Origin of the sequence: Comamonas koreensis (assembly GCF_014076495.1) — a bacterium.
GTDB classification, from domain to species: Bacteria; Pseudomonadota; Gammaproteobacteria; order Burkholderiales; family Burkholderiaceae_C; genus Comamonas; species Comamonas squillarum.
Genome location: NZ_CP043575.1, coordinates 1,336,667 through 1,362,648 on the forward strand (window position 1 = coordinate 1,336,667; position 25,982 = coordinate 1,362,648).

Below are 25,982 nucleotides of genomic sequence, written 5' to 3' on the forward strand. Positions count from 1 at the left end.
GATGGTAGTCGCTGCGCGCAGCGCCGGTCAAAGAAAAAGACCTCGCCCAGGCTTGGCGCCCTGGCGAGGTCTGGCGGCCGACAAGGCGGTGCTTACTGCGGGACGCCCGGCGCCCTGCGCGCCGCCGCGCGGTTGTAGGCAAAGCCAAACACCACCAGCGCCAGCACCAGGGCCTGGGCCAGCAAGGTCTCCATCGTGGGGAACATGCCCAGCAGCTCGATGCGCGGCGCCGCTAGCGGCGTGGCGCTGACCCAGCCGGCCTCTTGCAGCGAGGACACGCCCTTGCCCACCAGCACGACCGCCAGCACGGCCACCAGGATCGAGGTGGCCGAGAAGAAGCGGCCCACGGGCATGCGGGCGCTGGTGCGCAGCAGCACCCAGGCAATGACCCCCAGGATGGCTACGGCCGCCAGGCCGCCGCCCAGCAGCGCGCCATGGTGGCCGTCCGAGGCCAGCGCCGAGAAGAACAGCACGGTCTCGAACACCTCGCGGTAGACAGAGACAAAGGCCAGTGCGAACAGGCCCCACATCGAGCCCTGGCCCATGCTGGCCGAGAGCTTTTCGCTCAAATAGCTTTGCCAGCGGCCGGCGCTGCTCTTGCTGTGCATCCACAGGCCCACGCTCAGCAGCACCAGCGCGGCGACCACCGAGCCCAGGCCCTCGGTCACCTCGCGGCTGGCGCCGCTGATCTCGACCAGATAGGTCGCAATCGCCCAGGTCATGCCGCCGGCGACCAGGGCCGAGCTCCAGCCTGCATGCACATACCGCAGTGCATCCTGGCGGCCGGCCTTGCGCAGCAGCGCGACCATGCCGATGACGATCAGCAAGGCCTCCAGCCCTTCGCGCAGCAAGATGGTGAGCGCGCCGACAAAGGTGGCGGTGGCGTCGGAGGCGCCCGCGTTCAGCTCGGCCTCGACCTGGCCAAACATCGCCTGCAACTGCTGGGCGGCGGCCTCGGCCTCTTGCAGCGTGCCGCTGGCTACTGTGGCGCGGTACTGCACCATGGCCGATTCGACCTGCGTCATCAAGGCCTTGTTGCGCGCAGCGATGGTGGGCTCCAGCGGCTCAAAGCCATCGAGGTAGGCCGACAGGGCCAGCTTCATCGCCTGGTTGCGGTCGCCCGCCTGGAGCGCAGCCAGGCTTTGCGCCAGGCGCTGGCGCGACAGGGCCACGCCGCTGGCCTTGCCTTCGCTGATGACCTCGGGGTTGGCGCGCAGGTAAGCGAGCACCGCGCGGGCCTGCTCGATCGGCATGGCGGGGGTCAGGCTTTGCGCGGTGGTGGTGCTGAGCGCGGCCAGGTCACCAAAGCGTGCACGCAAGCCGGCATCGCTCTGCCACAGCGCCTTGCCGGTGGCGCGCAGCTCATCGTTGTACGACAGGCCGCCAACAAAATAGGCCAGCGCCCAGCGGTCGTCTTCGGGCAGCGCGCCAAAGGACACCATCGAGGTGCCCTCCACGCCTTGCGAGGTCACCTGGTAGAGGGCCATCAGGCTGCGCGCATTCGCACGCTGCGCATCGCTGAAGGCAATCGGCGGCGGATCCAGGCCTTGCGCGGCCGGGCCATCGCCGCCGCCGGTAGCGCCATGGCAACTGGCACAGATTTGTTGAAAGAGTTGAGAGCCTTTGGTTATATCGGGGGCCTTGGCAGGCGCGACCGGCATCGGGTAGGCCGCCACCAGCAACTGGGCCGCCTGGTGGGCCAGCTGGGCGACTGCATCGGCCGTGGCCTTGGCCTGCACCGCTGCGCGCAACTGGGTCACCAAGCTCACCACCTTGGCCTTGTCGGCATGGGCGGGCAGGGCCTGGGCCTGTTCCAGCGCATTGGCGCTGAAGTCCAGCATCTCGGCATATTCGCCTTCGCTGGCGACCTGGCCGTTCTCGACTGCGCCGCCGTAGTCCACGGCGACATAGTCCAGCAGCTGCCAGAGCTGGCGCGCGTCCGTGGCTTGCGTGGCGGAAGCAGAGTTGGAAGCGGTGGTGGAGAGCGCCGCAGAGGGCGTTTGGGCCAGGGCAGGGCCGCTGAGCAAACCGGCCAAACCGGCCACAAGGGCCAGTGTCCAGCTGAGTGTGGAGCGCATGGAATGTTATGAATAAGAATTATTCGCGCCATTTTAAGCTTGTTTACATTCTGTACTGGCCCAGTCGACCAGTGTGAAAGAAGTGGCAAATCACGTCATTGAGCCCATTTTGCGACCGTGATGGGGCGGCGTTGGAAACGCAATTGGTAACCATTTCTGCATGCCAGATCGCTACACTGCGGCCACGCGCTTGTGCTCATAGGGAGGGCAAGGCGTTGCACGCCGCAAGCCCTGTGCCGTGCCGCAACGAGGAGAAAAAATGGAAAAACTAACAGGATTCGCCGTAGCCGCCGTGGTCGCATGTGCCGGTCTGATGGGTTGCAGCAAGAAGGAAGAGACGCCCAGCAGCCCACCGGCCGCCGCCGCGCCGGCCCCTGCGCCCGCAGCAGCACCGGCGCCAGCACCCGCCGCTGCCGCACAAAAAGTGCAGCCCGGCAAGTGGCAGGCGGTCACCGAGATGAGCGGCCCCATGGGCCAGCAGGCACTGGCCGGTATGGAGCAGGCCTTCAAGACCATGACGCCCGAGCAGAAGAAGGCCGCCAACCTGGATAACGCCAAGATCGAAGGCGGCAAGCTGGTGCAAGAGATGTGCATCACGCCCGAGATGGCCGGCAAGACCTTGCAATCGCTGGCCGATTCGCAGCTCAAGAACATGCCAGGCTGCAGCCCGGCTGACGTCAAGACCGATGGCAACAAGGAATCGATGCGCTTCAGCTGCGGTGAAGGCAAGATGAGCATGGTCCTCGAAGCGGTCTATGTCTCGCCCACCGAGAACACCGTCACCAGCACCATGGACATGGCCGGCCAGGGCATGACCACCACGGTGAGCAGCAAGCGCGTGGGCGACTGCTGATAGAGAAGCTCGCGCGCCGCTGCTTGGGTGGTGGCCTGGGGCTTTTGAATGTGAGAACGCAGCCTGGGTGGCTGCGTTTTTTTATGGGCGCCTTGGATGGGCCCCCAAGCGTCGGGCTTCAAACTTCGGGTGAGGGATTGCTGGGCCTTGCTGTTTTCTCCCGTTGCAATTCATCCCCATCCGTCCACACAAGGCTATTGCTCCACCCGTATCACCTGAGCCAAATCGACACCCAAAGACTGTGCTTTCTCCAGCAGGGCTTGCCGCTGGGCCTCCGGAATGGTCTTGCTGCGGGACAGAATCCACATGTAGTCCGTGCTGCTGCCAATCACCAGGGCGGTCTGGTACTGCTCATCGAGGCTGACCACGTTGTAGCCACCGTAAAACGGGCCAAAGAACGAGACCTTCAGCGCGGCCTCATTGGCTTGGCGCAGGAAGCGTGCCTTGCCTTGCGCTTCACGCCACTGTTGCTTGGCGGGGTCATAGCCGCGGTTCAGCACGGTCACGCTGCCATCGGCATTCAGGCTGTAGCTGGCCGTCACCTGGGTCAGGCCTTTTTCAAAACGGTGGTCGATGCGCGCCAGCTCATACCAGGTGCCCATGTACTTGCTGGCGTCAAAGCCGCTGACCGGTTGTACCCCTTGGGGGACAGAGACTGCGCAGCCGGGCAAGGCGACTGCGGCACCGGTGATTGCTACCGCCATAGCGGTGGCGCGGATGAGAGCGTTTGCAGAGAAAGGCATCGTAGATTTCCTTTTTGGTCTTGGGCGGTCGGTGAATGAACGGACTGGTGTTCAGGATTGACTGTTTTTGGACCCATCGTCATAGGCGCTGATGCTGTACCGCCGTCGTCCGGGCGCAGGCATCAGGCCTTGGTGATACGCCGCACGCTGGCAAAGTACCAGCGGTCGGGCAGGCAGCGCAGCAGGCGCACCCAGCGGGTAAAGCGGCGGGGAAAGTTCATCTCGAACTGTCCGCGCGCCCAGCCCTGCAAGATGTGCTGCGCCGCTTCGGCGGGGCTGATCAGCGCGGGCATCTTGAAATGGTTCTGGGCGGTCAGGGGTGTCTCGACAAAGCCTGGGTTGATGATGGATACGCCCAGCCCTTGGGGGTGCAGATCCAGGTAGAGGTTTTCAGCCAGGTTGTTGAGCGCGGCCTTGGTGGGGCCGTAGGCGAGCGACATGGGCAGCCCCCGGTAGCCCGCAACACTGCCGACCAGCGCGATATGGCCCCGGCCTGCCTGCAGCAGCATCGGGAGCACGGCATCGAGCACAAGGAGCACGCCGACATAGTTGACCGCCAGGTGTTTTTGCATCTCTGGCAGGTCGAAGGCGGTGGCGCGCAGCGGCCGGTAGTAGCCGGCGCAATACAGCACCAGGTCAGGCGCAGCACCCAGGGCGGTATGCACCGCTTGTGCGGCAGCCGCCACTTTGCCGGGCTCGCTCACATCCAGCGGTAGTGCCAGGCAGCCAGGGCGGCTGTTGGCAAAGTCCTGCAGTGCAGCGCTGTCCCGGGCCGATACGATGACGCGCGCGCCCTTGGCCCGCAGCGCTTCAGCCGTGGCCCGGCCAATGCCGGTGGAGGCGCCAATGATCCAGACGGATCGGCCCTGCCAGTCGCGCATCGGCTGATTGAGCTTGGCTTGCAGCAGCGGCATCACTCCGACCCTTTGGTGAAGGAGATGGTCAGATCGCCCAGCTGGATGCCGAACTTGCTCATCGCCGTGCGGTTGAGCATGGTGCGCCCGTCCATCAGGTACATCCAGTCGTCCATCCGCACATTCCAGACCCGGCCGTTCACCGGCAAGGCCAGCACATAGTTCCAGTGCAGGGCGTTGCCGGCGGCCTGGCCGGTGGCGGGGCCGACGACATCCCCTGCCTGGCCGCTGTAGCGGCCCTCACCCAGGTACTGGATGTGCCAGGTGCGTTCCTGCGTCGTGCCGTCGCTGTAGACAAAGTGCTCTTCCAGCACGCCGTCATTGCCCGTCCACGTGCCGGTCATGCGCACGGTAAAGCGCTTGACCACCTTGCCCTGGCGGTCGGTGAACATGCCCTGCGCCGTGAGCGGGCCGTTGAAATACTGGCGCAGGTCCAGCTGCGGGCGTTCCTGCGCATATTCTTCGACCGAGGGGCCGGCGCAGGCGCTGAGCAGGGCCAGCGTGCCGATCAAGGCCAGACCGATCCCCGCGCGCCGCAGGGTCAGGGAAGGACGGGGAAGGTGCAGTGGTTTCATATCTACCTCCAGGAGGGTTGCAGACGCTCGGCGCGCCAGAGAGAGGCCAGGGCCAACAACTTGAGCAGGCAGGGCAGGCCGCCATAGGCCCAGGCCAGCGCCTGCAGACCGGCAGGGGCGGTGCTGCCGCTGTGGTAGCCCGCAACGGCGAGCAGCGGCAGGCAGAGCCCGGCGGCAAGGGCCAGGTTGAGCTTGGTGGCACAGGCCCACCAGCCCAGGTAGCGCCCGTCGCCGGATCCCCCATGGCCCGATTCGTGGATCACGCCGGTCAGCAGCGCGCCGGGCACCGCCAGGTCGGCGCCCAGCGCCAGGCCGCTGGCGATGCAGATGGCCGCGAAGGCCCAGGCATCCCCCGCACCCAGCAAAGATGCGGAAAAAAAGGCGATAACGCTGGCGAGCATGCCGGCGCGCCAACTGGGCGCCAGGCCCCAGCGGGCCACGGCCCTCACCCACAGCGGCAGGCCCAGCGCGGCAGCGGCAAAGTAGCACAGCAAAAACAGTGGCAGCAATTCGGGCGCCTGGAGCCGGTCCACGACAAAGAATGGTAAGAGCGTGGCGGGTATGGCCGCCGCAATGCCGTTGAGCATGAACACGGACAGCAGCCGGCGAAAGGCGGCATCACGCCAGGGTGAGGCCTGGGGCAGTGCATCGCGCTGTGCGGCCCCTGCGCCGGCATGTGCAGCGTCGGTGCGTGGATCGCGCAGCCGGTACAAGCCCAGCAAACCCAGACCCAGCGCGGCCAGCAGCACCGCACTGGTCGCATCCATGCCCAGCAGGCTGGGCAAGACGCTGGCCGTGAGCACGCCAACCAAGGTCGGGCCCTCGCGCCAGGCCGTCACCTGCGTGCGCCAGGCTGCCTGGCCACCCCAGCGGGTGCCCCAGGTCTGGTGCAGGATCGCGACCGCGCTATAGGCCAAGGTGCTCAGCAGCAGGCAGCCGACGAGCCAGCCCAGCATCTGGAACGGGTTGCTGGTGGGCGGGTGCCAGAGCGCATAAAACCCCAGGGCCATGGCCAGACTGCCCAGCGCCGCAGCCAGCCAGGCGGCACGCCGCCCGCGCCGCAGCAAGCGATCCGCCAGGCGGCCCAGCGCCGGGTCCAGCAGCGCATCAAAGGCCCGGGTGGCGAGCAACACGGCCCCGAGGCCGGCCAGCGGCGCGCCGGCCACGGCCGCATAGTAGTGGGGCAGGGTGACGTACAAGGGCAGCGAGACAAAGGCCAGCGGTGCAGCCAGCGCGCCATAGGCGAGCCCGGTGCGCCAGGAAAGCGTTTGCTGCACAAGGGGGGCACGCATGGCAGGCAGTCCTCAGCCCTGGCCCAGCAGTGCAGCGCGCAGCGCCGGTGCGGAGGTTTGCTCCGACAGCCAGATGCCAAAGAACAGGCGCGCGTACAGCGCGTCGTCAATAGCTGCAGTCTCGCGCCCGTTGTGCAAGAAAACGACCTTGCCCGCACCGTCGTTCAAACCCAGCAAGCGGTCCTGCGCCACCACATCGGGAAAGGCCTGCTTCATCATGCGCAGCCACTGGCGGCCCTGGTCTTCGGAGAAGGGCGCCACCCGGCGCATCTCGGCGATGGAGCGCTCAGCGATGGCCTCGCCCTCGAGCTTGCGGTCATAGACCAGCTCCAGCGCAAAGGGCTGGCGCGCATAGTCCAGCGGGTTGAAGCCGGCAGACGCCCACAGGCGCGCCTCATACACCCGCAGCCCAAAAAACCGCAGCACTCCGGTGCCCACCAGGCGGGCGCCTGGCAAGGCCGTGCCCAGCTCAGCGGGAGGGGCAGGGGAGGCAGGCGTGGCAGCGAGGAGGTTGTGGGTCATGGCAGTCATGGAGAGAGCAAGAAGGCTGGCGCCCCAGCCCAGGGCTTGGCGACGGCGAATTTCAGGCATGGTCGGGCCTGCGCAGTGTGAACTGGACCACATCGGTATTGCCCATGTCGAACGAGGCCTCGCAGTAGGCGAGGTAGAAGCGCCAGATGCGCACAAAGCGTTCATCAAAGCCCTGTTCGCGGACAGCATCGATCTGCTGCTCGAAGGCCTGGCGCCAGCGCCGCAGCGTCTCGGCGTAGTCGCTGCCAAAATGCAGCTTCTTTTCCACGGTCAAACCCGCCTGGCGTGCTTCGCGCTCAAAGGCCTGGACGCTCGGCAGCAAGCCGCCCGGGAAGATGTACTGCTGGATGAAATCGGTCGAGCGCAGGTAGCGCGCAAACAAGTCGTCGCGCAAGGTGATCGATTGCACACAGGCATAGCCACCGGGCTTGAGGCACTGGCGCAGCGTCTGGAAATAGCTACGCCAGTATTCATGCCCCACCGCTTCAAACATCTCGATGGACACGATGGCATCGAAGGGCTGCGACTGGTGCTGGGCGGCCAGGTCCCGGTAGTCCTGGTAGCGCAGATCGACCTGGGCTTGCAGGCCCGCTTGGGCGATGCGCTCCAGACCCCATTGGCGCTGCTCGCGCGACAAGGTCACCCCGGTCACCTGGGCGCCAAACTCGGTGGCGGCCGTCTGCGCCAGTGCACCCCAGCCGCAACCAATTTCCAGCAGACGTTCGCCGGGTTGCAGCCCGGTTTCTTGCAAGGCTCTGCGCATCTTGGCCTGCTGGGCCTGCTGCAGATCGGCCTGGGCCAGCGCATCGCCGCTGCGCCCCTCAAACCAGGCCGCGCTGTAGTTCATGCTCGGGTCGAGAAAGAGGCGGTAAAAGTCATTGCCCAGGTCGTAGTGGGCATGGATGTTGCGCGCGCTGCCCGAGCGGGTGTTGCGGTTGAGCAAGTGGCGCAAGCGAAAACCCAGCCGCCCCCACCAGCTGCCATATACCAGCTGCTCCATGTGGTCGCGGTTGCTGATGCACAGGCGCAGCAGTGCGCTCAGATCGGGGCTGTCCCACTGGCCCTCGATATAGCCTTCGGCCAGGCCGATATCGCCCGAGCGCTGCACGCGTTCCAGCGCCTCCCAATCCTGGATGGCACAGCGCGCATCGGCCTGCGCTGCGGGCTGTTGGCTGAAATGCCGCAGTTGCCCATCGGGCAGCTGCATATCGAGCTGACCGCAGGGCAGGTGCTCCAGCAGCTGCAGCACCTGGCGCGCGCCGCGGGGGATGGATTGCCCGGCTTTGGCGGACGGGCTCGGCAGGGAGGCGGTGGTGGAGTTCATCGTGTGACGAAGCGCTTGGGCGCGGTGGGTTTGCGATGGAAGGGCAGGCGCTTGAACCACAGGCGCAGCGCCTGCCAGTGGATGCGGAACACGACACCCAGCGTCATCAGCGGCATGCCCCAGAATGCGCGCCGCACAGTGGCACGGGTCAAGGGCTGCAGCGTGCCTGCGACGCCGGTGCGCAGCAGCGCGCCGGCCTCGTCATGCAGGTCGACCTGCACCTGGTTGCGGCTGTCGCTGCGCACAAAGCGGAAGCGGTATTCGCCCTGCACATTGCAAAACGGCGACACATGGAAGCATTTGGCCGCCACCTGTTCCGTGCCCCAGGCCAGATCGGGCCCGGCCAGCAGGTAGGCATGGCGTTCGCCAAAGGTGTTATTGACCTCGGCCAGCACGGCGGCCAGCGAGCCATCTGCGCGGTGCGCATACCAGAAGCTGACCGGCTTGAAGGCATAGCCCAGCACACGTGGGAAAGTGTGCAGCCAGACCTCGCCGACCGCGTCGTCGATACCTTCTTGCTGCAGCAGCTGGTCAAACCAGGCCAGGCAGTCGGCGCTGCCCTCGCCATGGTCGCGGTCATAAAAGCTGATCAGGCCGCGCCGGTTGCGGCGCAGCACCGCATCGGGCTGGTCACGCAAGCTGCGCAGGGGCAGCAGCAAGAAATACCCGGGGTAGCGGAAGGCATGCACCACCGGGCGCAAGCGCTGGTGCCAGATGTGGCCAAAGCCGATCAGCGAGGGGTTGCTCATGCGGCCTCCTCCAGTGCCGGCGCCTGCGCGAGCGGCGCGGCGTCCTCCAGCGACTGGCACAGGCTAGCGGCAGCGGCCAGGCCGGACCGCAGCCCGTCCTCGTGGAAGCCATAGCCGCACCAGGCGCCGCAAAACCAGGTGCGCAGCTGGCCCTGCAGCTGGGGCAGCAGGCGCTGGGCGTCGATGGCTGCCTGGTCAAAAACGGGGTGGCTGTACTGGATGCGGGCATGTACCTGGTCTGCCGCAATCGGGCGCGCTGGGTTGAGCGATACCACCACCGGCTGCTGCCAAGGCAAGGGCTGGAGCCGGTTGATCAGGTAGTGCAGGCAGACGCCCGCTTGCTCGGCGCTGGATGCCGCTGCGCGCTCGTAGTTCCACGCGGCCCAGGCCGCCTGGCGCTGGGGCAGCACGCTGCTGTCGGTATGCAATACCGCCTCATTGGGCTGGTAGCGGATGCTGCCCAGCACCGCGCGTTCAGCGGCCGTGGCGCCATTGCCCAACAGCTGCAAGGCCTGGTCGCTGTGGCAGGCCAGAACCACGGCATCAAACCATTCGGCGCCCTGCGCCATCTGCACCATCACGCCCTGCGGGTGGCGCTGCAGGCCGAGCACCGGCGTGTTCAGGCGCGCCTCGTGGCGGCCATCCTGCGTCAAACGGGCCAGCAGGCGGCGCACGTACTGGCGTGAGCCTCCGCGCACGCTGTACCACTGCGGCCGGTCGCTGACCTGGATCAGGCCGTGGTTGTGGCAGAAGCGAATCATCGTGGCGACGGGGAAGTGCAGCATCTGGTCCGTGGGGCACGACCAGATGCAGCCCAGCATCGGCAGCAGATAGTCGCTGCGGAACGCGGCAGAGAAGCGGTGCTGGTCCAGGAATGCAGCGATCGAGGCCGTCATCTCGGCCTCGGCCTGGCGCTTGGCGATCTCGGTGGTCAGGCGGTTGAAGCGGGCGATGTCCCGCAGCATGCCCCAAAAGCGCGGGCGCAGCAGATTGCGTTTTTGGGCAAACACGCTGGCCAGGGACCGGCCGCTCCATTCCAGCGCAGATGCCCCGTTGACACCGGGCACCTGGACGGAGAACGACATCTCAGCGGCCACCGTATCGACCTGGAGGTCTTGGAAGAGCTGGGTCAGCAAGGGGTAGGTGCGGTGGTTGAACACCAGAAACCCGGTATCGACGCCGTGCGTGATGCCGTTCAGGCTCAGGTCCACTGTGTTGGCATGGCCGCCGAAATGGCTGCCAGCTTCCAGCAGGCTGACCCGGTGCGATGCCTGCGAACGGGCCAAGTGGGTGGCAGCAGCCAGCCCAGAAATCCCCGATCCGATGACAGCGATGCGTTGCATGAAAGGCCCCCTGTAGATGCCACAGTCAAACGGTTGAACCTTGTAGATCAATTGTTGAACTGATGAGTTCACACTATAAACCACAAATGTCAAAAATGCACCATTTAGTCTTCTTCATGACCTGCTACGTCATAAAATAGCGGCATGAATGCTCGGTCCGCCATCAAGGAACAAATACAACGTGTGCGTGAAGAGGCCATCGTGACGGCGGTGAACCGCCTTCTCGCGACCAAGGGCTACGACGCGATGACGGTCGATGAGGTGGCGGCGGAGGCGGGCATGGCCAAGGCCAGCCTCTACAAGCTGTTCACGTCGAAGGAAGAATTGGCGGGCGCCGCCATGGTGGGGGTGCTGGATCGCGCCTTGGGATTTGTTGATGACTTGCGCAATGCGGCCCAGGCGGCGGCAGAGGCAGGCCAGCCCATCGCGGCGCTGGAGCAACTGAAGGCCGTGGTGCGCTGGGCCATGCGCACCCAGCTGGAAGGTCAAATGCCGTCGCTGCCCGCGCAAAACTCCAACCTCAGCGCCTCGCTGCAGTCCAACGATGCCTATATGGACCGGCTGATTGCGCTGAGCAACCGGCTGAGCATCTGGATCACCGAGGCCCAGACCCGCGGCCAGCTGCCAGCGGCGCTGCCGGCCGAGCTGGTGCTCTACACCTTGTTTGCCCGGGCCTGCGATCCGGTGCTGGGTCTGCTCAAGGACTCGGGCCAGTACAGCGATGACCAGATCATCGACTGGGTGACGGGCACCACCTTTCACGGCCTGGCCGGGCCGGCGGCGGCGCCCGGTGCGGCTCCTAGCGCTTGACCGAGGCGTTGCGCCGCAGCCAGCGCATCAGGGCGCCAATCGCCGGTAATTTCTCGTACAGCTCTTCTGCGGCGTCCCAGTAGTCGCGGTGGTGGGACACGCGCCCTTGCGCATCGAAGCGCAACAGTGAAGCGCCGTAGATGCACTGGGACGCTTGCGCGTTCCAGCGCCGAAAGCGAAAGCGGAACTCCCACTCCAGGGACGCCCGCTCGCCCTGCACCAGCTGCTGGGTGACGATGAAACGGGGCTCATGCAAGGCTGTGAACATGTGTTCAAAGATGGCGCGGATGTCCGCGATGCCGCGCACCTCGTTGAACGGGTCCTTGAAAAAGGCATCTGCCGCGTAGTAGTCGCCCAGCTGCGCGAGGTTCTCGGGCGCGAGCGACTCGTAGAAGCCCACCAGCCGCTGCACCGCGGCGGCGCTGACATCGGAATCGGAAATCGCAGACATCGTGGCGCTCCTAGGAGGGACTAGTCCCGTGATTCTCGCTTGCCGCTGGCCTTGTTCCAGTAGCCAAACTCGTCCTCATGCACCTCATAGTCGAGCTCCTGCAGGCGCTCGTGCATGCGGGCCTGGGCGTCGGCCACACCCTGGTTGTAGAGGCTGGGGCCGATTTCCTTCAGGAAGAAGCCAAGCAGCGCGGCGGCGGTCATATTGCCGATGCGCTCGCCCTGGGTCTGCTCGAAGTAGCGTTCGATGGATTGGACGGCACGGTCGTGCACGTCCTTTTTGAGTTCAATAGCCATATGCAGATTTACAGAGGTCCATCGACCGGCTCGGCCAGGAAGCCGCCGCTCTGGTGGGCCCAGAGCTTGGCATAGATGCCGCCTTGGGCCAGCAGCTGCTGGTGGCTGCCTTGCTCGATGATCTGGCCCTTGTCCATGACGATCAGGCGGTCCATCGCGGCGATGGTGGAAAGGCGGTGCGCAATGGCGATGACGGTCTTGCCATGCATGAGGCTGTCCAGGCTCTCCTGGATGGCAGCCTCGACCTCGCTGTCGAGCGCGCTGGTAGCTTCGTCCAGCAGCAGGATAGGGGCGTCTTTGAGCATCACGCGGGCAATGGCCACGCGCTGGCGCTGGCCGCCCGAGAGCTTGACGCCGCGCTCGCCCACCTGGGCGTCGTAGCCGGTGCGGCCAAAACGGTCACTCAGTGTGGCGATAAAGTCGGATGCCTCGGCACGCTCGGTGGCGCGGCGCATGTCTTCTTCGCTGGCGTCGGGGCGGCCGTAGAGGATGTTGTCGCGCATCGAGCGGTGCAGCAGCGAGGTGTCTTGCGTCACCATGCCGATATTGCTGCGCAGGCTGTCTTGCGTGACCTTGGCAATGTCCTGGCCATCGATGCGGATCTGGCCGCCGGCCAGGTCGTGGAAGCGCAGCAGCAGGTTGACCAGGGTCGACTTGCCGGCGCCCGAGCGGCCAATGAGGCCAATGCGCTCGCCGGGGTGGATGGTCAGGTTGAGCTGGTCGATGACCGGGCGGCCCGCATCCTTGTAGGCAAAGCTGACGTTGTCGAACTCGATGCGGCCTTGCTGCACCACCAGGGGCTTGGCGCCGCTGGCATCGACGATGCTGCGCGGCTTGGTCAAGGTGTTGATACCGTCCTGGATGGTGCCGACGTTCTCGAACAGGCCCGTCATCTGCCACATCACCCAGTGCGAGTAGCCCATCAGGCGCAGGGCCATCGCGATCACGGCGGCGACCACACCGGCGCTGGCCTGGCCATTCATCCACAGGTACAGCGCCGTGCCCGATGCGCCCAGCAGCAGCAGCGTGATCATCAGGTGGTTGGTGATCTCGAACAGGCTGACCAGGCGCATCTGTGCATGGCCGGTCTGCTTGAAGGCTTCCATCGCGCTGCGGGCGTAGTCGGCCTCACGCCTGGTGTGGGCGAACAGCTTGACGGTGGCGATATTGGTATAGGCGTCGGTCACGCGGCCGGTCATCATCGAGCGCGCATCGGCCTGGGCCTTGCCGATCTTGCCCAGGCGCGGCACAAAGTAGAAGCAGGCGCCGATATAGGCGAGCAGCCACAGCAGGAAAGGAAGCATCAGCCGCCACTCGAAGCTGGCCGCCAGGATCAGGATGCCGATCATGTAGACGCTCACGCCTACCAGCACATCAACAATCATGAACACCACTTCGCGCACGGACAGTGCCGTCTGCATGATCTTGGTGGTGATGCGGCCGGCAAACTCGTCGGCGTAGAAGGACATGCTCTGGCCCAGCATCAGGCGGTGGAACACCCAGCGCAGCCGCATCGGGAAGTTGATGGCCAGCACCTGGTGCATCACCTGCGTGTGCAGGCCCAGCAGCAGCACACTGCCCAGCAGCACGCCGGCGATGCCCAGCGCAGTGCCGCCCTGCTCGGCCCAGAAGTTGTTGGGCGACAGGGTCGCCAGCCAATCGACCACATGGCCCATGACGGCAAACAGCAAGGCCTCATAGACGGCCAGCAGGGCCGAGGTGGCCGTGAGCAAGCCGATCCAGCCCCGCATGCCTTGCGTACAGGCCCACATGAAAGCAAAAAACCCCTTGGGTGGAACCTGGGGTTCGGCACTGGGATAGGGCGGCACCCGCCGCTCGAAAAACGAAAACATGCACTGATCTCCTGCAATAGGGCTGGGGCGCTGGGTCTGTGCCAGCCCTGGCGCTGCATGGTAAGCAGCTGTTGATATTAACAGTGGTAACAACCCCGATCCGGCAAGTCTAGCGGCGCCCGCGACCCCCTTGGCGGGCGGCCAACATAGCCCTAGAGGGGCGGGTGTCTTTGTGTCGGCGAACCGTCGCCTGGGCGTCAATCTTTCAACCTATGGGCTTGCAAAAAACCATAGGTGTGTTCACCAATGCGCAGCCCGCACACTGTTTCTAAGATAGCGGCTTTTGACACGAGGTGCTACTGATGCCACACAAATCGACAACAATGCTGCAGGTGTCCCAAGCGGCCCGCTGGCGGTTTCCCGCACTGAGTGCTGTGACCCTGGCGGTCACGCTGAGCCTGGGCGCTTGCGCCAGCGGCCCCCAAAACACCCAAGCCGCTGCGGCGGCCCCTGCCGTTGCCGCCGCACCTGCTGCAGCGCCAGCGGCTGCGCCTCAGGTGGCCCAGCAAGGCCAGCGCAATGTGGTCGTGCTGGCCACCGGCGGCACGATTGCCGGCGCCGGTGCATCGGCAATGAACAGCGCCACCTACAGCGCCGCCAAGGTGCCGGTGGACAAGCTGCTCGCCGGCCTGCCTGAGCTGTCCAAGGTCGCCCAGGTGCGCGGTGAGCAGGTCTTCCAGATTGCCTCCGAGAGCTTTACCAACGACAACCTGCTGGTGCTGGCCAAGCGCGTCTCTGCGCTGGTCAAGCAGCCCGATGTGGATGGCGTGGTCATCACCCACGGCACCGACACGCTGGCCGAGACGGCCTATTTCCTGAGCCTGACGGTGCACACCAACAAGTCCATCGTGGTCGTGGGCTCGATGCGCCCAGGCACCGCGCTGTCGGCCGATGGCGCTCTGAACCTGGTCAACGCCGTGAGCGTGGCAGCGTCCAAGGATGCCGAAGGCAAGGGCGTGGTTGTGACGATGAACGACGAGATCCAGACCGCGCGTGATGTGAACAAGGATGTGAACATCAAGACCAGCGCGTTCCAAAGCCAGTGGGGCCCGTTGGGCATGGTGGTGGAAGGCAAGAACTACTGGTTCCGTGCGCCAATCAAGCGCCACACGATGCAGTCCGAGTTCAACATCGACACCATATCCAGCCTGCCTGCCGTCGAAGTGGTCTACAGCTACGGCAATGTGCCGCGCACTGCGATTGATGCATTTGTCGGCACCGGCGCCAAGGCGATCGTGCATGCCGGCACCGGCAATGGCTCGGTGGCGGACCGCATCGTCCCCGCGCTGCAGGAAGCGCGCAGCAAGGGCGTGCAGGTGATCCGCTCGGCACGCGTGCCTTATGGCTTTGTGCTGCGCAATGCCGAGCAGCCCGATGACAAGTACGACTGGGTGGTCGCGCATGACCTGCGCCCGGAAAAAGCCCGCCTGCTGGCAGCGCTGGCGCTGACCAAGACCAACGACCCCAAGGAAATCCAGCGCATTTTCTGGGAATATTGATCGCCAGCGTGCCCGGCTGAGGCTGGGCACCTGCTTCGACAATGCGCAACCCCATCGCGCATACCAAAGGACAGCAAGCGCTGTCCTTTTTTCTGTCCGCTGCGTTGCTCGCCAGCGGCAGCGGGGGCCGCTGCCAATGTCACAATCGCTGCATTCACAGGAGCAAAGAAGATGGCGCATGCGTGGACCCGAATCAGTTACGAAGGCTTTGCCGCCTGGTGTGCCCAGTGGCCCGACGGGTCATCGGCCGTGGTGGCCGAGCAGGGCGCGCAGCTGCTGTCCTGGAAAACGGCCGATGGCCGTGAGCACCTGTATCTGAGCCCGGCCAGCCTGCGCGATGGCCAGGCGGCGATTCGCGGCGGTGTGCCGGTCTGCTTTCCACAGTTCAACACGCGCGGGCCGCTGCCCAAGCATGGCTTTGCACGCAACCTGCCCTGGCAGATGCGGGAGGGCGATGAAGCCGGCATCGTGATGCAATTGACGGACAGCGAGGCCACGCGCGCTTACTGGCCCCATGCCTTTGATGCGCGGCTGCGCATTGGCGTGCAGGCGGGCAGCCTCTCCATTCGCCTGGATGTGCAGAACACCGACCAGGTCGCCTGGTCCATGACCTGCGCGCTGCACAGCTACCTGCAGGTGGACGATGTGGCGCAAACGCGGTTGTCCGGCCTGCAGGGCCTGGCCTGCTGGGATGCACTGGCCGATACCCGCTTTGTGCAGCCGCCGGGCGATGTGGGTTTTGCCACGACCACCGAGCAGGGCTTTGACCGGGTGTTTTCCACACCGGACGCAGCGGGCACGGCGCTGCAGCTGCGCCAGCCCGAGGTGCCGTCCGGCCGCAGGCTGGAGATTGTCCACAGCAGCACGGCCAGCGAGGTGGTGGTCTGGAACCCGGGCTTGCTGCTGAGCCACAGCCTGGCCGATATGCCCGATGATGGCTGGCGCCAGATGCTGTGTGTGGAGGCGGCCAGCATCGACACGCCGGTGCAGCTGGCTCCGGGCCAGCCATGGTCGATCAGCCAGACCTTGACCTTGGGCTGACGCCAACGCGCCCTCAAGGAAACACGCGCCCTGTGGCGGAATTGTGGGCGGACACTACCGCAGAGCAGGGGAAAACCCGATAATGGCGGCCTTGTCATTGTCGGCATGGCGCTTGTGGCCATGCTTTTTTGTGTATGCCGGGTTCTGGGTCTTCATCTTCTTCCGCGCCAGTCAATGAACTGCGCCGTGATCTCAAGGCGCGCCATCTGTCGATGATTGCCATTGGCGGCTCCATCGGCACGGGGCTGTTTGTGGCCTCGGGCGCCACCATTGCGCAGGCGGGGCCCGGTGGCGCGCTGCTGGCCTATGGCGTCATCGGCCTGATGGTCTATTTTTTGATGACCAGCCTGGGCGAGCTGGCGGCCTTCATGCCGGTGTCGGGCTCGTTTGCCACCTATGGCGCGCGCTATGTGGACGAGGGCTTTGGCTTCGCGCTGGGCTGGAACTACTGGTACAACTGGGCCATCACGATTGCGGTCGATCTGGTGGCCTCGCAGCTGGTGATGGCCTACTGGTTCCCCGATGTGCCGGGCTACTGGTGGAGCGCGCTGTTCCTGCTGCTGATGGTGGCCCTCAATGCCATCTCGGTGCGCGGTTTTGGCGAGGCCGAGTACTGGTTTGCCGCGATCAAGGTGACGACGGTGCTGGTTTTCATCGCGCTGGGCGTGGCGATGATTTTTGGCATTCTGAAAGGCGGGCCTACCGACGGCGTCTGGGGCGCCATCGCCAACTGGCAGGTGGCCGATGCGCCCTTTGCCGGAGGCTTTGCGGCCTTGATCGGTGTGGCGATGATCGTGGGCTTTTCCTTCCAGGGCACCGAGCTCATTGGCATTGCAGCAGCTGAATCCGAGAACCCCGCCAAGAACATACCGCGCGCGGTGCGCCAGGTGTTCTGGCGCATCCTGCTGTTCTATGTCCTGGCCATTGCGGTGATCGGCTCGCTGGTGAGCTACACCGACCCGCATCTGCTGCGCAATGACATCGGCGATATCAGCGTCAGCCCCTTCACGCTGGTGTTCCAGAAGGCGGGCCTGCTGTCCGCTGCGGTGATCATGAATGCGGTGGTGCTGACTTCCGTGCTGTCAGCGGGCAACTCGGGCATGTATGCCTCCACCCGCATGCTCTACACGCTGGCCTGCCAGGGCATGGCGCCGCGCATTTTTGGCCGCCTCTCGCGCCATGGCGTGCCGGTGATGGCCTTGCTGGCGACAACGGTGATGGCCGGGCTGTGCTTTTTCAGCTTTCTGTTCAGCCCGCAGACCGTCTACCTGTGGCTGCTCAACCTCTCGGGCATGACCGGCTTTATCGCCTGGCTGGGCATTGCGATCAGCCACTACCGCTTCCGCAAGGGCTTTTTGGCGCAGGGCCATGATGTGTCGCAGCTGCCCTATGTCTCGCCCTGGTTCCCGTTTGGCCCCATCTTTGCGTTTGTGCTCTGCCTGGTCATCACGCTGGGTCAGAACTACGAGGCCTTCTTGAAAGACCATATCGACTGGGGCGGCGTGGTGGCCACCTATATCGGCCTGCCGGTGTTCCTGCTGATCTGGTGGGGCTACCGCTGGGCCAAAGGCAGCCGCACCGTGGCCTATGCCGATATGCGCTTTGATGGCCAGGTGGTGGGCGACAAATAAGCGGGGCGCGGGCTGCAGCAGTGGCCCCCATGCAGCAAAAAGCGAGTCGGAGGACTCGCTTTTTTTGTGGTTGATCGCCAGCGGCCTTATTCGCTGCGTGGCACCGGTTGGCGGCCAATCGACACATAGCCCAGGCCATAGCCGGCCACCAAAGCAGGATCATAGAGGTTGCGGCCGTCAAAGACCATGCGGTCGCGCAGGCTCTGGGCCAGCTGGCCAAAATCGGGCGCGCGGAAGATCTGCCACTCGGTGACGATGGCCAGGCAGTCGGCGCCTTGCAAGCAGGCCTCGGGGTCGGCAGCGAGCACCAGGTCGTTGCGTTGGCCATAGATGCGCTGGGCCTCCTGCATGGCGACAGGGTCATAGGCCTGCACGCGGGCGCCAGCGGCCCACAGCGATTCAAGCAGGTTACGGCTGGGCGCCTCGCGCATGTCATCGGTATTGGGCTTGAAGGCCAGGCCCCACAGCGCAATCGTCTTGCCCTGCAGCTGGCCGCCATAAAAGGCGCTGATGCGCTCGAACAGCACATTGCGCTGGGCCTCATTGCGGGCTTCGACGGCGTTGAGCAGCAGGGGATCGAAGCCGATCTCCTCGGCCGTGCGCACCAGGGCCTTCACATCCTTGGGGAAGCAGCTGCCTCCATAACCCACGCCAGGGTAGATGAAGTGGTAGCCAATGCGCGGATCGCTGCCAATGCCGCGGCGCACCGCCTCCACATTGGCGCCCAGGCGTTCGGCCAGGTTGGCGATCTCGTTCATGAAGCTGATCTTGGTGGCCAGCATGGCGTTGGCGGCGTACTTGGTCAGCTCGGCACTCTTCACATCCATCACCACGATCTTGTCGTGGTTGCGGTTGAAGGGCGCATACAGCTCGCGCAGCCGCGCCTCGGATGCGGGGTTGCTGGTGCCAATGATGATGCGGTCCGGCCGCTGGCAGTCGGCCACGGCGGCGCCTTCCTTGAGGAATTCCGGGTTGGAGACCACGTCGAAGCCGTGGCTGGCGCCGCGAGCTGCCAGGCCCTCGGCGATCACCGCGCGCACCTTGTCGGCCGTGCCCACCGGCACGGTGGATTTGTTGATGACGATGCGCGGGCCATCCATGTGCTGGGCAATGGTGCGGGCCACGGCCAGCACGTACTGCAAGTCGGCGCTGCCGTCTTCGTCAGGGGGCGTGCCCACTGCTAAAAAGATGACCTCGCTGTGCGCCACGCCCTGGGCTGCATCGGTGGTAAAGCGCAAGCGGCCGTTGGCATGGTTGCTGGTGACGAGCTTGTCCAGGCCCGGCTCATGGATGGGGATCTGGCCGGCCTGCAGCGCGGCGACCTTGGCGGCATCGACATCGACACAGAGCACCTGGTGGCCGACATCGGCCAGCACGGCGCCTTGAACAAGACCGACATAGCCGGTTCCAAAAACAGTGACTTTCATACGCGGTAGAACGAGCGGTACCAGTCGACAAAGCGCTGGATTCCGTCTGTGACAGTGAAAGAGGGGGCGAACTGCACCCAGGCCTGCAAGGCCCGGGTGTCGGCCGAGGTGCTGTGCATGTCGCCCGGCTGGATGGGCAGCATGCGCTTGTTGGCCTGCATGCCCAGGGCAGACTCCAGCGCGGCGATGTAGTCCATCAGCACGGTGGGCTGGCTGTTGCCGATGTTGAAGATGCGGTAGGGCGCGGTGCTGGTGCCCGGGTTGGGCTGCAGCGCGTCATAGTGGCTATCTGGCGTGGCCGGTTTGTCCAGCACGCGCAAAATGCCTTCGACGATGTCGTCGATGAAGGTGAAATCGCGCACCAGCTGGCCATTGCCATAGACGTCGATGGTCTCGCCCGCCAGGATCGCCTTGGTGAACTTGAACAAGGCCATGTCCGGCCGGCCCCAGGGCCCGTAGACCGTGAAAAAGCGCAGGCCGGTGGTGGGCATCTGGTAGAGGTGCGAGTAGGTGTGGGCCATCAGCTCGTTGGCCTTCTTGGTGGCCGCGTAGTAGCTGATCGGGTGGTCGACGGCATCGCTCTCGGCATAAGGCATCTTGGCATTGCCGCCGTAGACGCTGGAGCTGCTGGCATAGACCAGGTGCGCGACCTTGTGCTTGCGGCAGCCCTGCAGCACATGGCCAAAGCCCAGCAGGTTGGCATCCGTGTAGTCGTCGGGCTGGTCGATCGAGTAGCGCACCCCTGCCTGGGCGGCCAGGTGCAGCACGCGCCGGGGCTGGACCTCATCAAACAGCGCGGCCATGCCGGCGCGGTCGGCCAGATCGAGCTGGATGAAGCGGAAGTGGGGATGGCTTTGCAGCTGCGCGAGCCGCGCCTCTTTGAGCGCAACATCGTAGTAACTGTTGAGGTTGTCGATGCCAACCACGGGCAGGCCGCGCTCGAGCAGGCGCAGCGCGCAGTGCATGCCGATAAAACCGGCAGCGCCGGTGACGAGAACAGGTTTCATGGTGTGATGGGTGCGGGCAGCCACACAAATTGGTAGTGCATGGGTGGCGTGCTGGCACGCATATGGGAAAACGGAAGGGTCAGATCTTGCACGGACGCGCCGGGCGCCGCAGCCAGCACCGGCTCCCACCAGGCGGGTGTGGCCTTGTCCATGCGGGCAATGTACAGCAGGCCGCGGCCGGTTTGCGCGGCCTTGGCGCGGGCTTGAGCGAGGCAGTCGGCCATGCGGCCAAACTCGGCCGTGCAGGCCGTGGCATAGGCCCCGGGGTTGCGCGAGCGCAGCATGGCGGCAACCATGTTGTCCGAGCCAACGATGACGCCTTGGCCGTCATAGCCCGCAGCCGCCAGCGACGCGCTCAGCTGCGCGACGGGGTGGTTGAGCTCGTCGGGATCCTTGCGCAGGTTGGACTGCCAGGGGCGCACCGTTGCCAAGGTCAGAAAGACCAACGCAAACACCAGCACCGTGGTGGTGTAGCCCCGGCCCACGCCATCGGCCAGCAGGCGCGGGCGCCAGACATACAGGGCCAGCGGCGCCACGGCCGTCAGCGGCAGCACCCAGCGCTGCTTGAAGCTGCTGACATCGCCCACCAGCACCATGGCCACAAGGATGGCAAACACCAGCGCCAGGTAGCGCCACAGCAGCGGCCAGGCCCAGATGCGCCATTCAGGTAGAGCTAGATCTGCGGCGGGCAATGGGGTGGGGTCAGCCTTCCACAAGCGGCTGCGGTAGCTGGCCAGGCTGACCAGCAGCCACAGCCCCAGCGTGGAGAACACAGCCGTCGCCAGCGCGCCCAGGCCCTTGAGGTGGGAGACCTGGGTGGAGATGTCCATCTTGTGGATCGTCTCGGTGGTGGCCTCACGCCAGTGCTGCAGCAGCCAAAAGCCGTGCGGCGCAAAGATCAGCAGGCCAATCAGCGGCGCGAGCCACCAGCCCCGGCCCAGCAGCGCGCGGCGCACCTGGGGCACGCTGAAGGCGGCTACGGCAAACACGCCGATCAGCATCGCAAAGCTGTACTTGGCCAGCATGCCGACGCCACAGAAAATGCCCAGGCCGACAAAATTGACCAAATCTGGCGCGCGCACCTGGCGCAAGGCCATCCACCAGGCGCCAAAGGCCATCGCGGTGACCAGGATGGTGTGGGTCTGGTCGCGCACGCTGTCCCAGCCAAAGGGCAGCATCAGCAGCAGGCCGCCGGCGACCCAGAAGGCGCCCTTGGCCGGCAGCAGCGCGCGGCCGGTTTGCCAGGCCAGCACATAGGTCAGCACGATCAGGCTGTGCTTGACCAGCGACAGCGACAGCACCGTGGGCCCGAGCAGCTGGCCCACCAGCCATTGCAGCCAGCTGTAAGCAGGAGGCTGGGCGCCATAGCCCAGCAGGAACTGCTGGGACCAGAGGATTTGTTCGGATTCGTCCCATTTCATGCCGTCCGAGATGGCCACGCGCGAGAGGACATGTGCACAGGCCAGCACCAGCACCCAGGCCAAGGGGTGGCGGTAGAGCTGGGACTGCCAATCTTTGGCGGAGGAGGGGGACGCAGACGTCATGGCAGAAACACGAAATGCGGGTGCATACAGGGCCCGCAGCCCTGAGGCGCGGCACCAGCCTGTCGCATCAGCAGCAGAGGAAAGAGCGGATCAGGTAGTATAGGCGACCACTGTTTTACCAATGCCACAAGAGTCGCCAACCCCGGTTGGGCTGCGCCGCATGCCGGTTCCGGTCTCGGTCCAGCCGCCTGTTTGAGCGGCTTTTTGCAATGTGCCCTCTATGTCTCCTGCTGTTTCCATCGTCGTCCCCATCTACAACGAGTTCGACAATCTGATCACCCTGGTCGACCGGATTGACGCGGCCATGCGCTCGCAGCCGCTGAGCTATGAGCTGATTGCCGTGGACGATGGCTCCAAGGACGACAGCGCCAAGCGCCTGCTGGAGCTGGCTGCCACGCGCCCCTGGCTGCGCCCGGTGATCCTGGCGCGCAACTACGGTCAGTCCAGCGCGCTGCAGGCCGGTTTTGACCGCGTGCAGGGCCGCTATGTGGTGACCCTGGATGCCGACCTGCAAAACGAGCCCGATGACATCCCCCTGCTGCTCAACCGCCTGGAGACCGACCCGAGCGTGGACATGGTCTCGGGCTGGCGCAAGGACCGCCAGGATGCGGCCATCTCGCGCAAGCTGCCCTCCAAGATTGCCAACCGTTTGATCTCCAACGCCACCGGCGTGCAGCTGCACGACTATGGCTGCGCGCTCAAGGCCTACCGCCGCCACATCATTGACCGCGTGCACCTCTACGGCGAGCTGCACCGCTTCATCCCGTCGCTGGCGCGCGATGCCGGTGCCCGCATCACCGAGGTGCCGGTGCGCCACCATGCCCGCACGGCGGGGGTTTCCAAGTACGGCATTGACCGCACCTTCCGCGTGATTCTGGATTTGATCCTGATGGTGTTCCTGATGCGCTACCGCCAGCGTCCGCTGCACGCCTTTGGCGGCCTGGGCCTGTGGCTGGCCACGCCAGGTTTTCTGATCCTGGCCTATTTGTTCATCGTCAAGCTGATGGGTGAGAGCATTGGCGGGCGGCCCTTGCTGATCATTGGCGTGATGCTGGTGCTGATGGGCATGACCTTTGTTGCTGCCGGCCTGATCGGGGAGCTGCTGACGCGCATCTACTACGAGTCGGGCGGTGGCCGCCAGTACTATGCGGACGACTATGTGATCGACGAGACGGGCGACGCCCCCCGCATGGTGCGCCTGGACGCCCATGCCGGCCGTATGCCAAGCGTGCAGCCCGCTGCCGCTCCGAGTCTTTAAGCGCCCCTGGTGTGAACCGTACACAAAAAGCCTGCATCAAGGCCTTGTGTGGCGCCGCGTTGCTCGGCGCCGTGGCCTACTTTGCCGACCCTGCTGCTCTCTGGGCCCGGCTGCGTGCGGCCGATGGGCGCTGGCTGCTGGCGGGGCTGGCGGCGGCCATCGCATCGAACGTGGTCTCTGCCTGGCGCTGGCGCGCGCTGGCGCAGTGGCTGGGCGCGCCGATGCACTGGCCCGATGCGCTGCGCTGGTATTTCCAGGCCATTGGCCTCAATGCGCTGCTGCCCGGCGCTGTGGTGGGTGGCGATGTCTACCGCGCCGTGGTGCTGCAGCGCAGTGGCCAGGGCAAGGCCGCCGCTTCGCTGTCGGTCCTACTGGACCGTTTCAGCGGCCTGTGGATGCTCTGCGCCATCGGTGCCATCGGCGCGGCGCTCTCCGCCAACGCCTTGGCGCCCGTACTGCATATTTCTCCAGCGGCGCTGCAGGCTTTGATGCTGCTGGGCACCATCGTCTGGATCGCTCTGCCCTGGCTGCTGCTGTGGTGGCTGGGCCGGCGCCAGGCGGCCAGCCTGCCGGGCTGGTTGCAGCCCTTGCTGCAGGCCGCTGCGCGGCCGGACTTCAACCGCCAGATGCTGGTACAGGCGGGCTCTTCTGCGCTGGTGCAGCTGCTGTCTGCCGCTGCCCTGGCGCTGGGCGGGCTGGCGCTGGGCATTCATCTCGACCTGGCCGCCTGGGCCTTTGCGATGGCGCCCATTTTTCTGATGGCGGCCTTGCCGGTCAGCGTGGGCGGCTGGGGCACGCGTGAAGCGGCCAGTGCCGCGGCCTTGGCGCCCTTTGGCGTGCCAGCGGCCTTGGCCGTCGGCGTGGGGCTGATCTATGGCGTGTATGCGCTGGTGCAGGGCGCGCTGGGCGCTGTGGCCTTTGGCCTGCCCAGCCGGCGCGAGCGCGAGGCGGATGCAGCATCCTGAATCCTGCGCGTCCTGATGATTGCGCCCAAGAAAAAAGCAAGTCCGCAGACTTGCTTTTTTTGTGCCCAAGGCCTGCGCACAGGCCCTTGGACGGTCTTTACACGGCGGTAATCGACACGGCCTTGGAGTTCAGGTAAGCCTCCATGGCTTCGGGGCCGCCTTCGCTGCCGTAGCCGGAGTCCTTCACGCCGCCGAAGGGGAACTCGGCCGTTGGCGTGGCCGCCTGGTTGATCCAGACCATGCCCGCTTCGATCTGGTTGGACAGCAGCTGCACGTTCTTGTACGAACGGGTGTAGGCGTAAGCTGCCAGGCCAAATGGCAGGCGGTTGGCTTCGGTGATCGCGTCTTCAAGCTTGTCGAAGGTGCGGATCGCGGCGATCGGGCCAAAGGGCTCGTCGTTGAACACCGAGGCGTTCATCGGCACATCGGCCAGGATGGTGGGCGCGAAGAAGTTGCCTTCGCTGCCTACACGTGCGCCACCGGTGGCAACCTTGGCGCCCTTGGCAGCGGCGTCTTCGACGACCTGGGCCATGGCGGTCAGGCGGCGGGCATTGGCCAGCGGGCCCAGGGTGGTGCCGTCCGTCAGGCCATCACCCAGCTTCAGGCTTTCGGCATGCTTGACGAAGGCGCTGACAAAGGCGTCCTTCACATCGCGGTGCACCAGGAAACGGGTGGGCGAGATGCAGACCTGGCCGGCATTGCGGAACTTGGCAGCTGCCGTGGCCTTGACGGCCAGTTCCACATCGGCGTCGTCGGCGACGATCACCGGGGCATGGCCGCCCAGCTCCATGGTCACGCGCTTCATGTGGGCGCCGGCCAGCGCGGCCAGCTGCTTGCCCACCACGGTCGAGCCGGTGAAGGTCACCTTGCGGATGATCGGGTGCGGGATCAGGTACTCGGAGATCTCCGAAGGCGAGCCAAACAGCAGACCCAGCACGCCCTTGGGTAGGCCGGCATCGACAAAGCACTGCAGCAGCGCAGCAGGCGAGGCGGGGGTTTCTTCTGGGGCCTTCACCAGGAAGGAGCAACCGGTGCCCAGTGCCGCGCCCAACTTGCGCACCACCTGGTTGACAGGGAAGTTCCAGGGCGTGAATGCGGCGATGGGGCCGACCGGCTCCTTGATCACCAGCTGCTGCACATTGGGCACGCGGGCGGGCACGATGCGGCCATAGACGCGCAGACCTTCATCGGCAAACCACTCGATGATGCCGGCGCCAGCCAGCACTTCACCCTTGGCTTCGGCAAAGGGCTTGCCTTGCTCCTGGGTCAGCAGGCGGCCGATCTGCTCGGCGCGCTCACGCAGCAGGCCAGCGGCACGGCGCATGATGTTGGCGCGCTCGATCGCGGGGGTGGCACGCCAGACCAGGAAACCCGCCTGGGCGGCTTCCAGTGCACGGTCCATGTCTTTCTTGGTAGCGTGGGCCACCTTGCCGATGGGCTTGCCCGTGGCGGGGTTCACCACATCGATGGTCTTGCCGTCGGAGGCATCGCACCATTCGTTGTTGATCAGCAGTCGGGTATCCGGATATGCAGTGGTCATTGCCATTTTTCCTTGCGTGTCTTGGAGGTATCCAGTGGTCGGGCCGTCGCGCGCAGCCGATGGATGGCTGCGGGCGAACAGCTGTAAATCCTAACCGTTCATGCCGGTGTGCGTAGTCGCGCACGGCAATTTCGACATGCTGGGGCGGGCATGTACCGGATTTCTCCACAATAGAGCCGCAGGCCCGTGGTAAAACATGGGGTTTGCCGCGCGGGCAGCGTTGTTGCGCCGCGCCCTGTGCACGCCAGGGCGGCCTGG

23 protein-coding genes are annotated in these 25,982 nt (G+C 65.3%); 7 read left to right on the forward strand and 16 right to left on the reverse strand.

Annotated elements, in window-relative coordinates; all coding sequences use genetic code 11:
- Positions 1-92 precede the first annotated feature (92 nt).
- Positions 93-2,078 carry a cytochrome c/FTR1 family iron permease gene (locus tag F0Q04_RS06010; RefSeq protein WP_182344914.1) on the reverse strand — a complete coding sequence of 662 codons (1,986 nt, stop codon included), beginning with the start codon at positions 2,076-2,078 and terminating at the stop codon, positions 93-95.
- A gap of 259 nt (positions 2,079-2,337) precedes the next feature.
- On the opposite strand from F0Q04_RS06010, the gene F0Q04_RS06015 reads away from it, so the two are divergent.
- Positions 2,338-2,931, forward strand: coding sequence for a DUF3617 domain-containing protein (locus F0Q04_RS06015; protein WP_116926597.1), 594 nt, complete (start codon positions 2,338-2,340; stop codon positions 2,929-2,931).
- Between the two features lie 194 nt (positions 2,932-3,125).
- On the opposite strand, the gene F0Q04_RS06020 is transcribed toward F0Q04_RS06015, so the two are convergent.
- The 8 genes from F0Q04_RS06020 to F0Q04_RS06055 form a co-directional block, all read right to left on the reverse strand.
- A complete protein-coding gene (locus F0Q04_RS06020; protein WP_182344915.1) occupies positions 3,126-3,674 on the reverse strand; it encodes a lipocalin family protein in 549 nt (182 codons plus the stop codon).
- A gap of 122 nt (positions 3,675-3,796) precedes the next feature.
- Positions 3,797-4,588 (reverse strand): SDR family NAD(P)-dependent oxidoreductase, encoded by a 792-nt coding sequence (locus F0Q04_RS06025; protein ID WP_182344916.1) that lies wholly within the window; start codon positions 4,586-4,588, stop codon positions 3,797-3,799.
- Positions 4,588-5,163, reverse strand: coding sequence for a DUF3833 domain-containing protein (locus F0Q04_RS06030; RefSeq protein ID WP_182344917.1), 576 nt, complete (start codon positions 5,161-5,163; stop codon positions 4,588-4,590). Before F0Q04_RS06030 ends, F0Q04_RS06025 begins: the two co-directional genes overlap by 1 nt.
- A 2-nt stretch (positions 5,164-5,165) precedes the next feature.
- Positions 5,166-6,455 (reverse strand): MFS transporter, encoded by a 1,290-nt coding sequence (locus F0Q04_RS06035; RefSeq protein ID WP_182344918.1) that lies wholly within the window; start codon positions 6,453-6,455, stop codon positions 5,166-5,168.
- A 12-nt stretch (positions 6,456-6,467) separates the two neighbouring features.
- Positions 6,468-7,046: a chalcone isomerase family protein gene (locus F0Q04_RS06040; protein ID WP_182344919.1), complete on the reverse strand. Its 579-nt coding sequence runs from the start codon at positions 7,044-7,046 to the stop codon at positions 6,468-6,470.
- A complete protein-coding gene (locus tag F0Q04_RS06045) occupies positions 7,039-8,310 on the reverse strand; it encodes an SAM-dependent methyltransferase (protein WP_182344920.1) in 1,272 nt (423 codons plus the stop codon). Before F0Q04_RS06045 ends, F0Q04_RS06040 begins: the two co-directional genes overlap by 8 nt.
- Positions 8,307-9,059, reverse strand: coding sequence for a DUF1365 domain-containing protein (locus F0Q04_RS06050; RefSeq protein ID WP_182344921.1), 753 nt, complete (start codon positions 9,057-9,059; stop codon positions 8,307-8,309). The genes F0Q04_RS06045 and F0Q04_RS06050 overlap by 4 nt, the downstream gene beginning before the upstream one ends.
- On the reverse strand, positions 9,056-10,402 hold the full coding sequence (locus F0Q04_RS06055; RefSeq protein ID WP_182344922.1) for an NAD(P)/FAD-dependent oxidoreductase: 1,347 nt from the start codon (positions 10,400-10,402) through the stop codon (positions 9,056-9,058). Before F0Q04_RS06055 ends, F0Q04_RS06050 begins: the two co-directional genes overlap by 4 nt.
- A gap of 144 nt (positions 10,403-10,546) precedes the next feature.
- On the opposite strand from F0Q04_RS06055, the gene F0Q04_RS06060 reads away from it, so the two are divergent.
- Positions 10,547-11,212 carry a TetR/AcrR family transcriptional regulator gene (locus F0Q04_RS06060; protein ID WP_182344923.1) on the forward strand — a complete coding sequence of 222 codons (666 nt, stop codon included), beginning with the start codon at positions 10,547-10,549 and terminating at the stop codon, positions 11,210-11,212.
- Here the strand turns inward: F0Q04_RS06060 and F0Q04_RS06065 are convergent.
- From F0Q04_RS06065 to F0Q04_RS06075, 3 genes are read right to left on the reverse strand one after another with little or no spacing between them, the layout of a single operon-like run.
- Positions 11,202-11,663: a nuclear transport factor 2 family protein gene (locus F0Q04_RS06065; RefSeq protein ID WP_182344924.1), complete on the reverse strand. Its 462-nt coding sequence runs from the start codon at positions 11,661-11,663 to the stop codon at positions 11,202-11,204. The two genes, F0Q04_RS06060 and F0Q04_RS06065, sit on opposite strands and share 11 nt — an antisense overlap.
- A 20-nt stretch (positions 11,664-11,683) precedes the next feature.
- Positions 11,684-11,959 (reverse strand): DUF2164 domain-containing protein, encoded by a 276-nt coding sequence (locus tag F0Q04_RS06070; protein WP_116926588.1) that lies wholly within the window; start codon positions 11,957-11,959, stop codon positions 11,684-11,686.
- Between the two features lie 8 nt (positions 11,960-11,967).
- Entirely contained in the window at positions 11,968-13,812 is a 1,845-nt protein-coding gene (locus tag F0Q04_RS06075) for an ABC transporter ATP-binding protein (RefSeq protein WP_116926587.1), read from the reverse strand.
- Positions 13,813-14,135: 323 nt separating this feature from the next.
- Between F0Q04_RS06075 and F0Q04_RS06080 the strand changes: the two genes are divergently transcribed.
- The 3 genes from F0Q04_RS06080 (at position 14,136) to F0Q04_RS06090 (ending at position 17,983) form a co-directional block, all read left to right on the forward strand.
- On the forward strand, positions 14,136-15,311 hold the full coding sequence (locus tag F0Q04_RS06080) for a type II asparaginase (RefSeq protein ID WP_198424364.1): 1,176 nt from the start codon (positions 14,136-14,138) through the stop codon (positions 15,309-15,311).
- 171 nt (positions 15,312-15,482) lie between these two features.
- Positions 15,483-16,352: a D-hexose-6-phosphate mutarotase gene (locus tag F0Q04_RS06085; RefSeq protein WP_182344925.1), complete on the forward strand. Its 870-nt coding sequence runs from the start codon at positions 15,483-15,485 to the stop codon at positions 16,350-16,352.
- A gap of 134 nt (positions 16,353-16,486) precedes the next feature.
- Entirely contained in the window at positions 16,487-17,983 is a 1,497-nt protein-coding gene (locus tag F0Q04_RS06090; RefSeq protein ID WP_116926585.1) for an amino acid permease, read from the forward strand.
- An 86-nt stretch (positions 17,984-18,069) separates the two neighbouring features.
- Here the strand turns inward: F0Q04_RS06090 and F0Q04_RS06095 are convergent, their stop codons facing one another.
- Genes F0Q04_RS06095 through F0Q04_RS06105 form a run of 3 tightly spaced genes read right to left on the reverse strand, consistent with a single transcriptional unit; the run spans position 18,070 to position 21,961 of the window.
- A complete protein-coding gene (locus F0Q04_RS06095; RefSeq protein WP_182344926.1) occupies positions 18,070-19,410 on the reverse strand; it encodes a UDP-glucose dehydrogenase family protein in 1,341 nt (446 codons plus the stop codon).
- Positions 19,407-20,417 (reverse strand): NAD-dependent epimerase, encoded by a 1,011-nt coding sequence (locus F0Q04_RS06100; protein WP_182344927.1) that lies wholly within the window; start codon positions 20,415-20,417, stop codon positions 19,407-19,409. Before F0Q04_RS06100 ends, F0Q04_RS06095 begins: the two co-directional genes overlap by 4 nt.
- A complete protein-coding gene (locus F0Q04_RS06105) occupies positions 20,414-21,961 on the reverse strand; it encodes an ArnT family glycosyltransferase (protein WP_182344928.1) in 1,548 nt (515 codons plus the stop codon). The genes F0Q04_RS06100 and F0Q04_RS06105 overlap by 4 nt, the downstream gene beginning before the upstream one ends.
- A gap of 220 nt (positions 21,962-22,181) precedes the next feature.
- Between F0Q04_RS06105 and F0Q04_RS06110 the strand changes: the two genes are divergently transcribed.
- Positions 22,182-23,219, forward strand: a complete 1,038-nt coding sequence (locus F0Q04_RS06110) for a glycosyltransferase family 2 protein (protein ID WP_182344929.1) — start codon at positions 22,182-22,184, stop codon at positions 23,217-23,219.
- An 11-nt stretch (positions 23,220-23,230) separates the two neighbouring features.
- Positions 23,231-24,184, forward strand: a complete 954-nt coding sequence (locus tag F0Q04_RS06115; RefSeq protein WP_182344930.1) for a lysylphosphatidylglycerol synthase transmembrane domain-containing protein — start codon at positions 23,231-23,233, stop codon at positions 24,182-24,184.
- A 97-nt stretch (positions 24,185-24,281) separates the two neighbouring features.
- Here F0Q04_RS06115 and F0Q04_RS06120 read toward each other — a convergent pair whose 3' ends face one another.
- A complete protein-coding gene (locus F0Q04_RS06120; protein ID WP_116926580.1) occupies positions 24,282-25,724 on the reverse strand; it encodes an NAD-dependent succinate-semialdehyde dehydrogenase in 1,443 nt (480 codons plus the stop codon).
- Between the last annotated feature and the right edge of the window lie 258 nt (positions 25,725-25,982).

What these genes read in the sequence shown, in the direction of transcription:
- F0Q04_RS06010 (WP_182344914.1), bottom strand. Translation starts at nt 2,078, where the DNA reads ATGCGCTCCACACTCAGCTGGACACTGGCCCTTGTGGCCGGTTTGGCC.
- F0Q04_RS06015 (WP_116926597.1), top strand. Translation starts at nt 2,338, where the DNA reads ATGGAAAAACTAACAGGATTCGCCGTAGCCGCCGTGGTCGCATGTGCC.
- F0Q04_RS06020 (WP_182344915.1), bottom strand. Translation starts at nt 3,674, where the DNA reads ATGCCTTTCTCTGCAAACGCTCTCATCCGCGCCACCGCTATGGCGGTA.
- F0Q04_RS06025 (WP_182344916.1), bottom strand. Translation starts at nt 4,588, where the DNA reads ATGCCGCTGCTGCAAGCCAAGCTCAATCAGCCGATGCGCGACTGGCAG.
- F0Q04_RS06030 (WP_182344917.1), bottom strand. Translation starts at nt 5,163, where the DNA reads ATGAAACCACTGCACCTTCCCCGTCCTTCCCTGACCCTGCGGCGCGCG.
- F0Q04_RS06035 (WP_182344918.1), bottom strand. Translation starts at nt 6,455, where the DNA reads ATGCGTGCCCCCCTTGTGCAGCAAACGCTTTCCTGGCGCACCGGGCTC.
- F0Q04_RS06040 (WP_182344919.1), bottom strand. Translation starts at nt 7,046, where the DNA reads ATGCCTGAAATTCGCCGTCGCCAAGCCCTGGGCTGGGGCGCCAGCCTT.
- F0Q04_RS06045 (WP_182344920.1), bottom strand. Translation starts at nt 8,310, where the DNA reads ATGAACTCCACCACCGCCTCCCTGCCGAGCCCGTCCGCCAAAGCCGGG.
- F0Q04_RS06050 (WP_182344921.1), bottom strand. Translation starts at nt 9,059, where the DNA reads ATGAGCAACCCCTCGCTGATCGGCTTTGGCCACATCTGGCACCAGCGC.
- F0Q04_RS06055 (WP_182344922.1), bottom strand. Translation starts at nt 10,402, where the DNA reads ATGCAACGCATCGCTGTCATCGGATCGGGGATTTCTGGGCTGGCTGCT.
- F0Q04_RS06060 (WP_182344923.1), top strand. Translation starts at nt 10,547, where the DNA reads ATGAATGCTCGGTCCGCCATCAAGGAACAAATACAACGTGTGCGTGAA.
- F0Q04_RS06065 (WP_182344924.1), bottom strand. Translation starts at nt 11,663, where the DNA reads ATGTCTGCGATTTCCGATTCCGATGTCAGCGCCGCCGCGGTGCAGCGG.
- F0Q04_RS06070 (WP_116926588.1), bottom strand. Translation starts at nt 11,959, where the DNA reads ATGGCTATTGAACTCAAAAAGGACGTGCACGACCGTGCCGTCCAATCC.
- F0Q04_RS06075 (WP_116926587.1), bottom strand. Translation starts at nt 13,812, where the DNA reads ATGTTTTCGTTTTTCGAGCGGCGGGTGCCGCCCTATCCCAGTGCCGAA.
- F0Q04_RS06080 (WP_198424364.1), top strand. Translation starts at nt 14,136, where the DNA reads ATGCTGCAGGTGTCCCAAGCGGCCCGCTGGCGGTTTCCCGCACTGAGT.
- F0Q04_RS06085 (WP_182344925.1), top strand. Translation starts at nt 15,483, where the DNA reads ATGGCGCATGCGTGGACCCGAATCAGTTACGAAGGCTTTGCCGCCTGG.
- F0Q04_RS06090 (WP_116926585.1), top strand. Translation starts at nt 16,487, where the DNA reads ATGCCGGGTTCTGGGTCTTCATCTTCTTCCGCGCCAGTCAATGAACTG.
- F0Q04_RS06095 (WP_182344926.1), bottom strand. Translation starts at nt 19,410, where the DNA reads ATGAAAGTCACTGTTTTTGGAACCGGCTATGTCGGTCTTGTTCAAGGC.
- F0Q04_RS06100 (WP_182344927.1), bottom strand. Translation starts at nt 20,417, where the DNA reads ATGAAACCTGTTCTCGTCACCGGCGCTGCCGGTTTTATCGGCATGCAC.
- F0Q04_RS06105 (WP_182344928.1), bottom strand. Translation starts at nt 21,961, where the DNA reads ATGACGTCTGCGTCCCCCTCCTCCGCCAAAGATTGGCAGTCCCAGCTC.
- F0Q04_RS06110 (WP_182344929.1), top strand. Translation starts at nt 22,182, where the DNA reads ATGTCTCCTGCTGTTTCCATCGTCGTCCCCATCTACAACGAGTTCGAC.
- F0Q04_RS06120 (WP_116926580.1), bottom strand. Translation starts at nt 25,724, where the DNA reads ATGACCACTGCATATCCGGATACCCGACTGCTGATCAACAACGAATGG.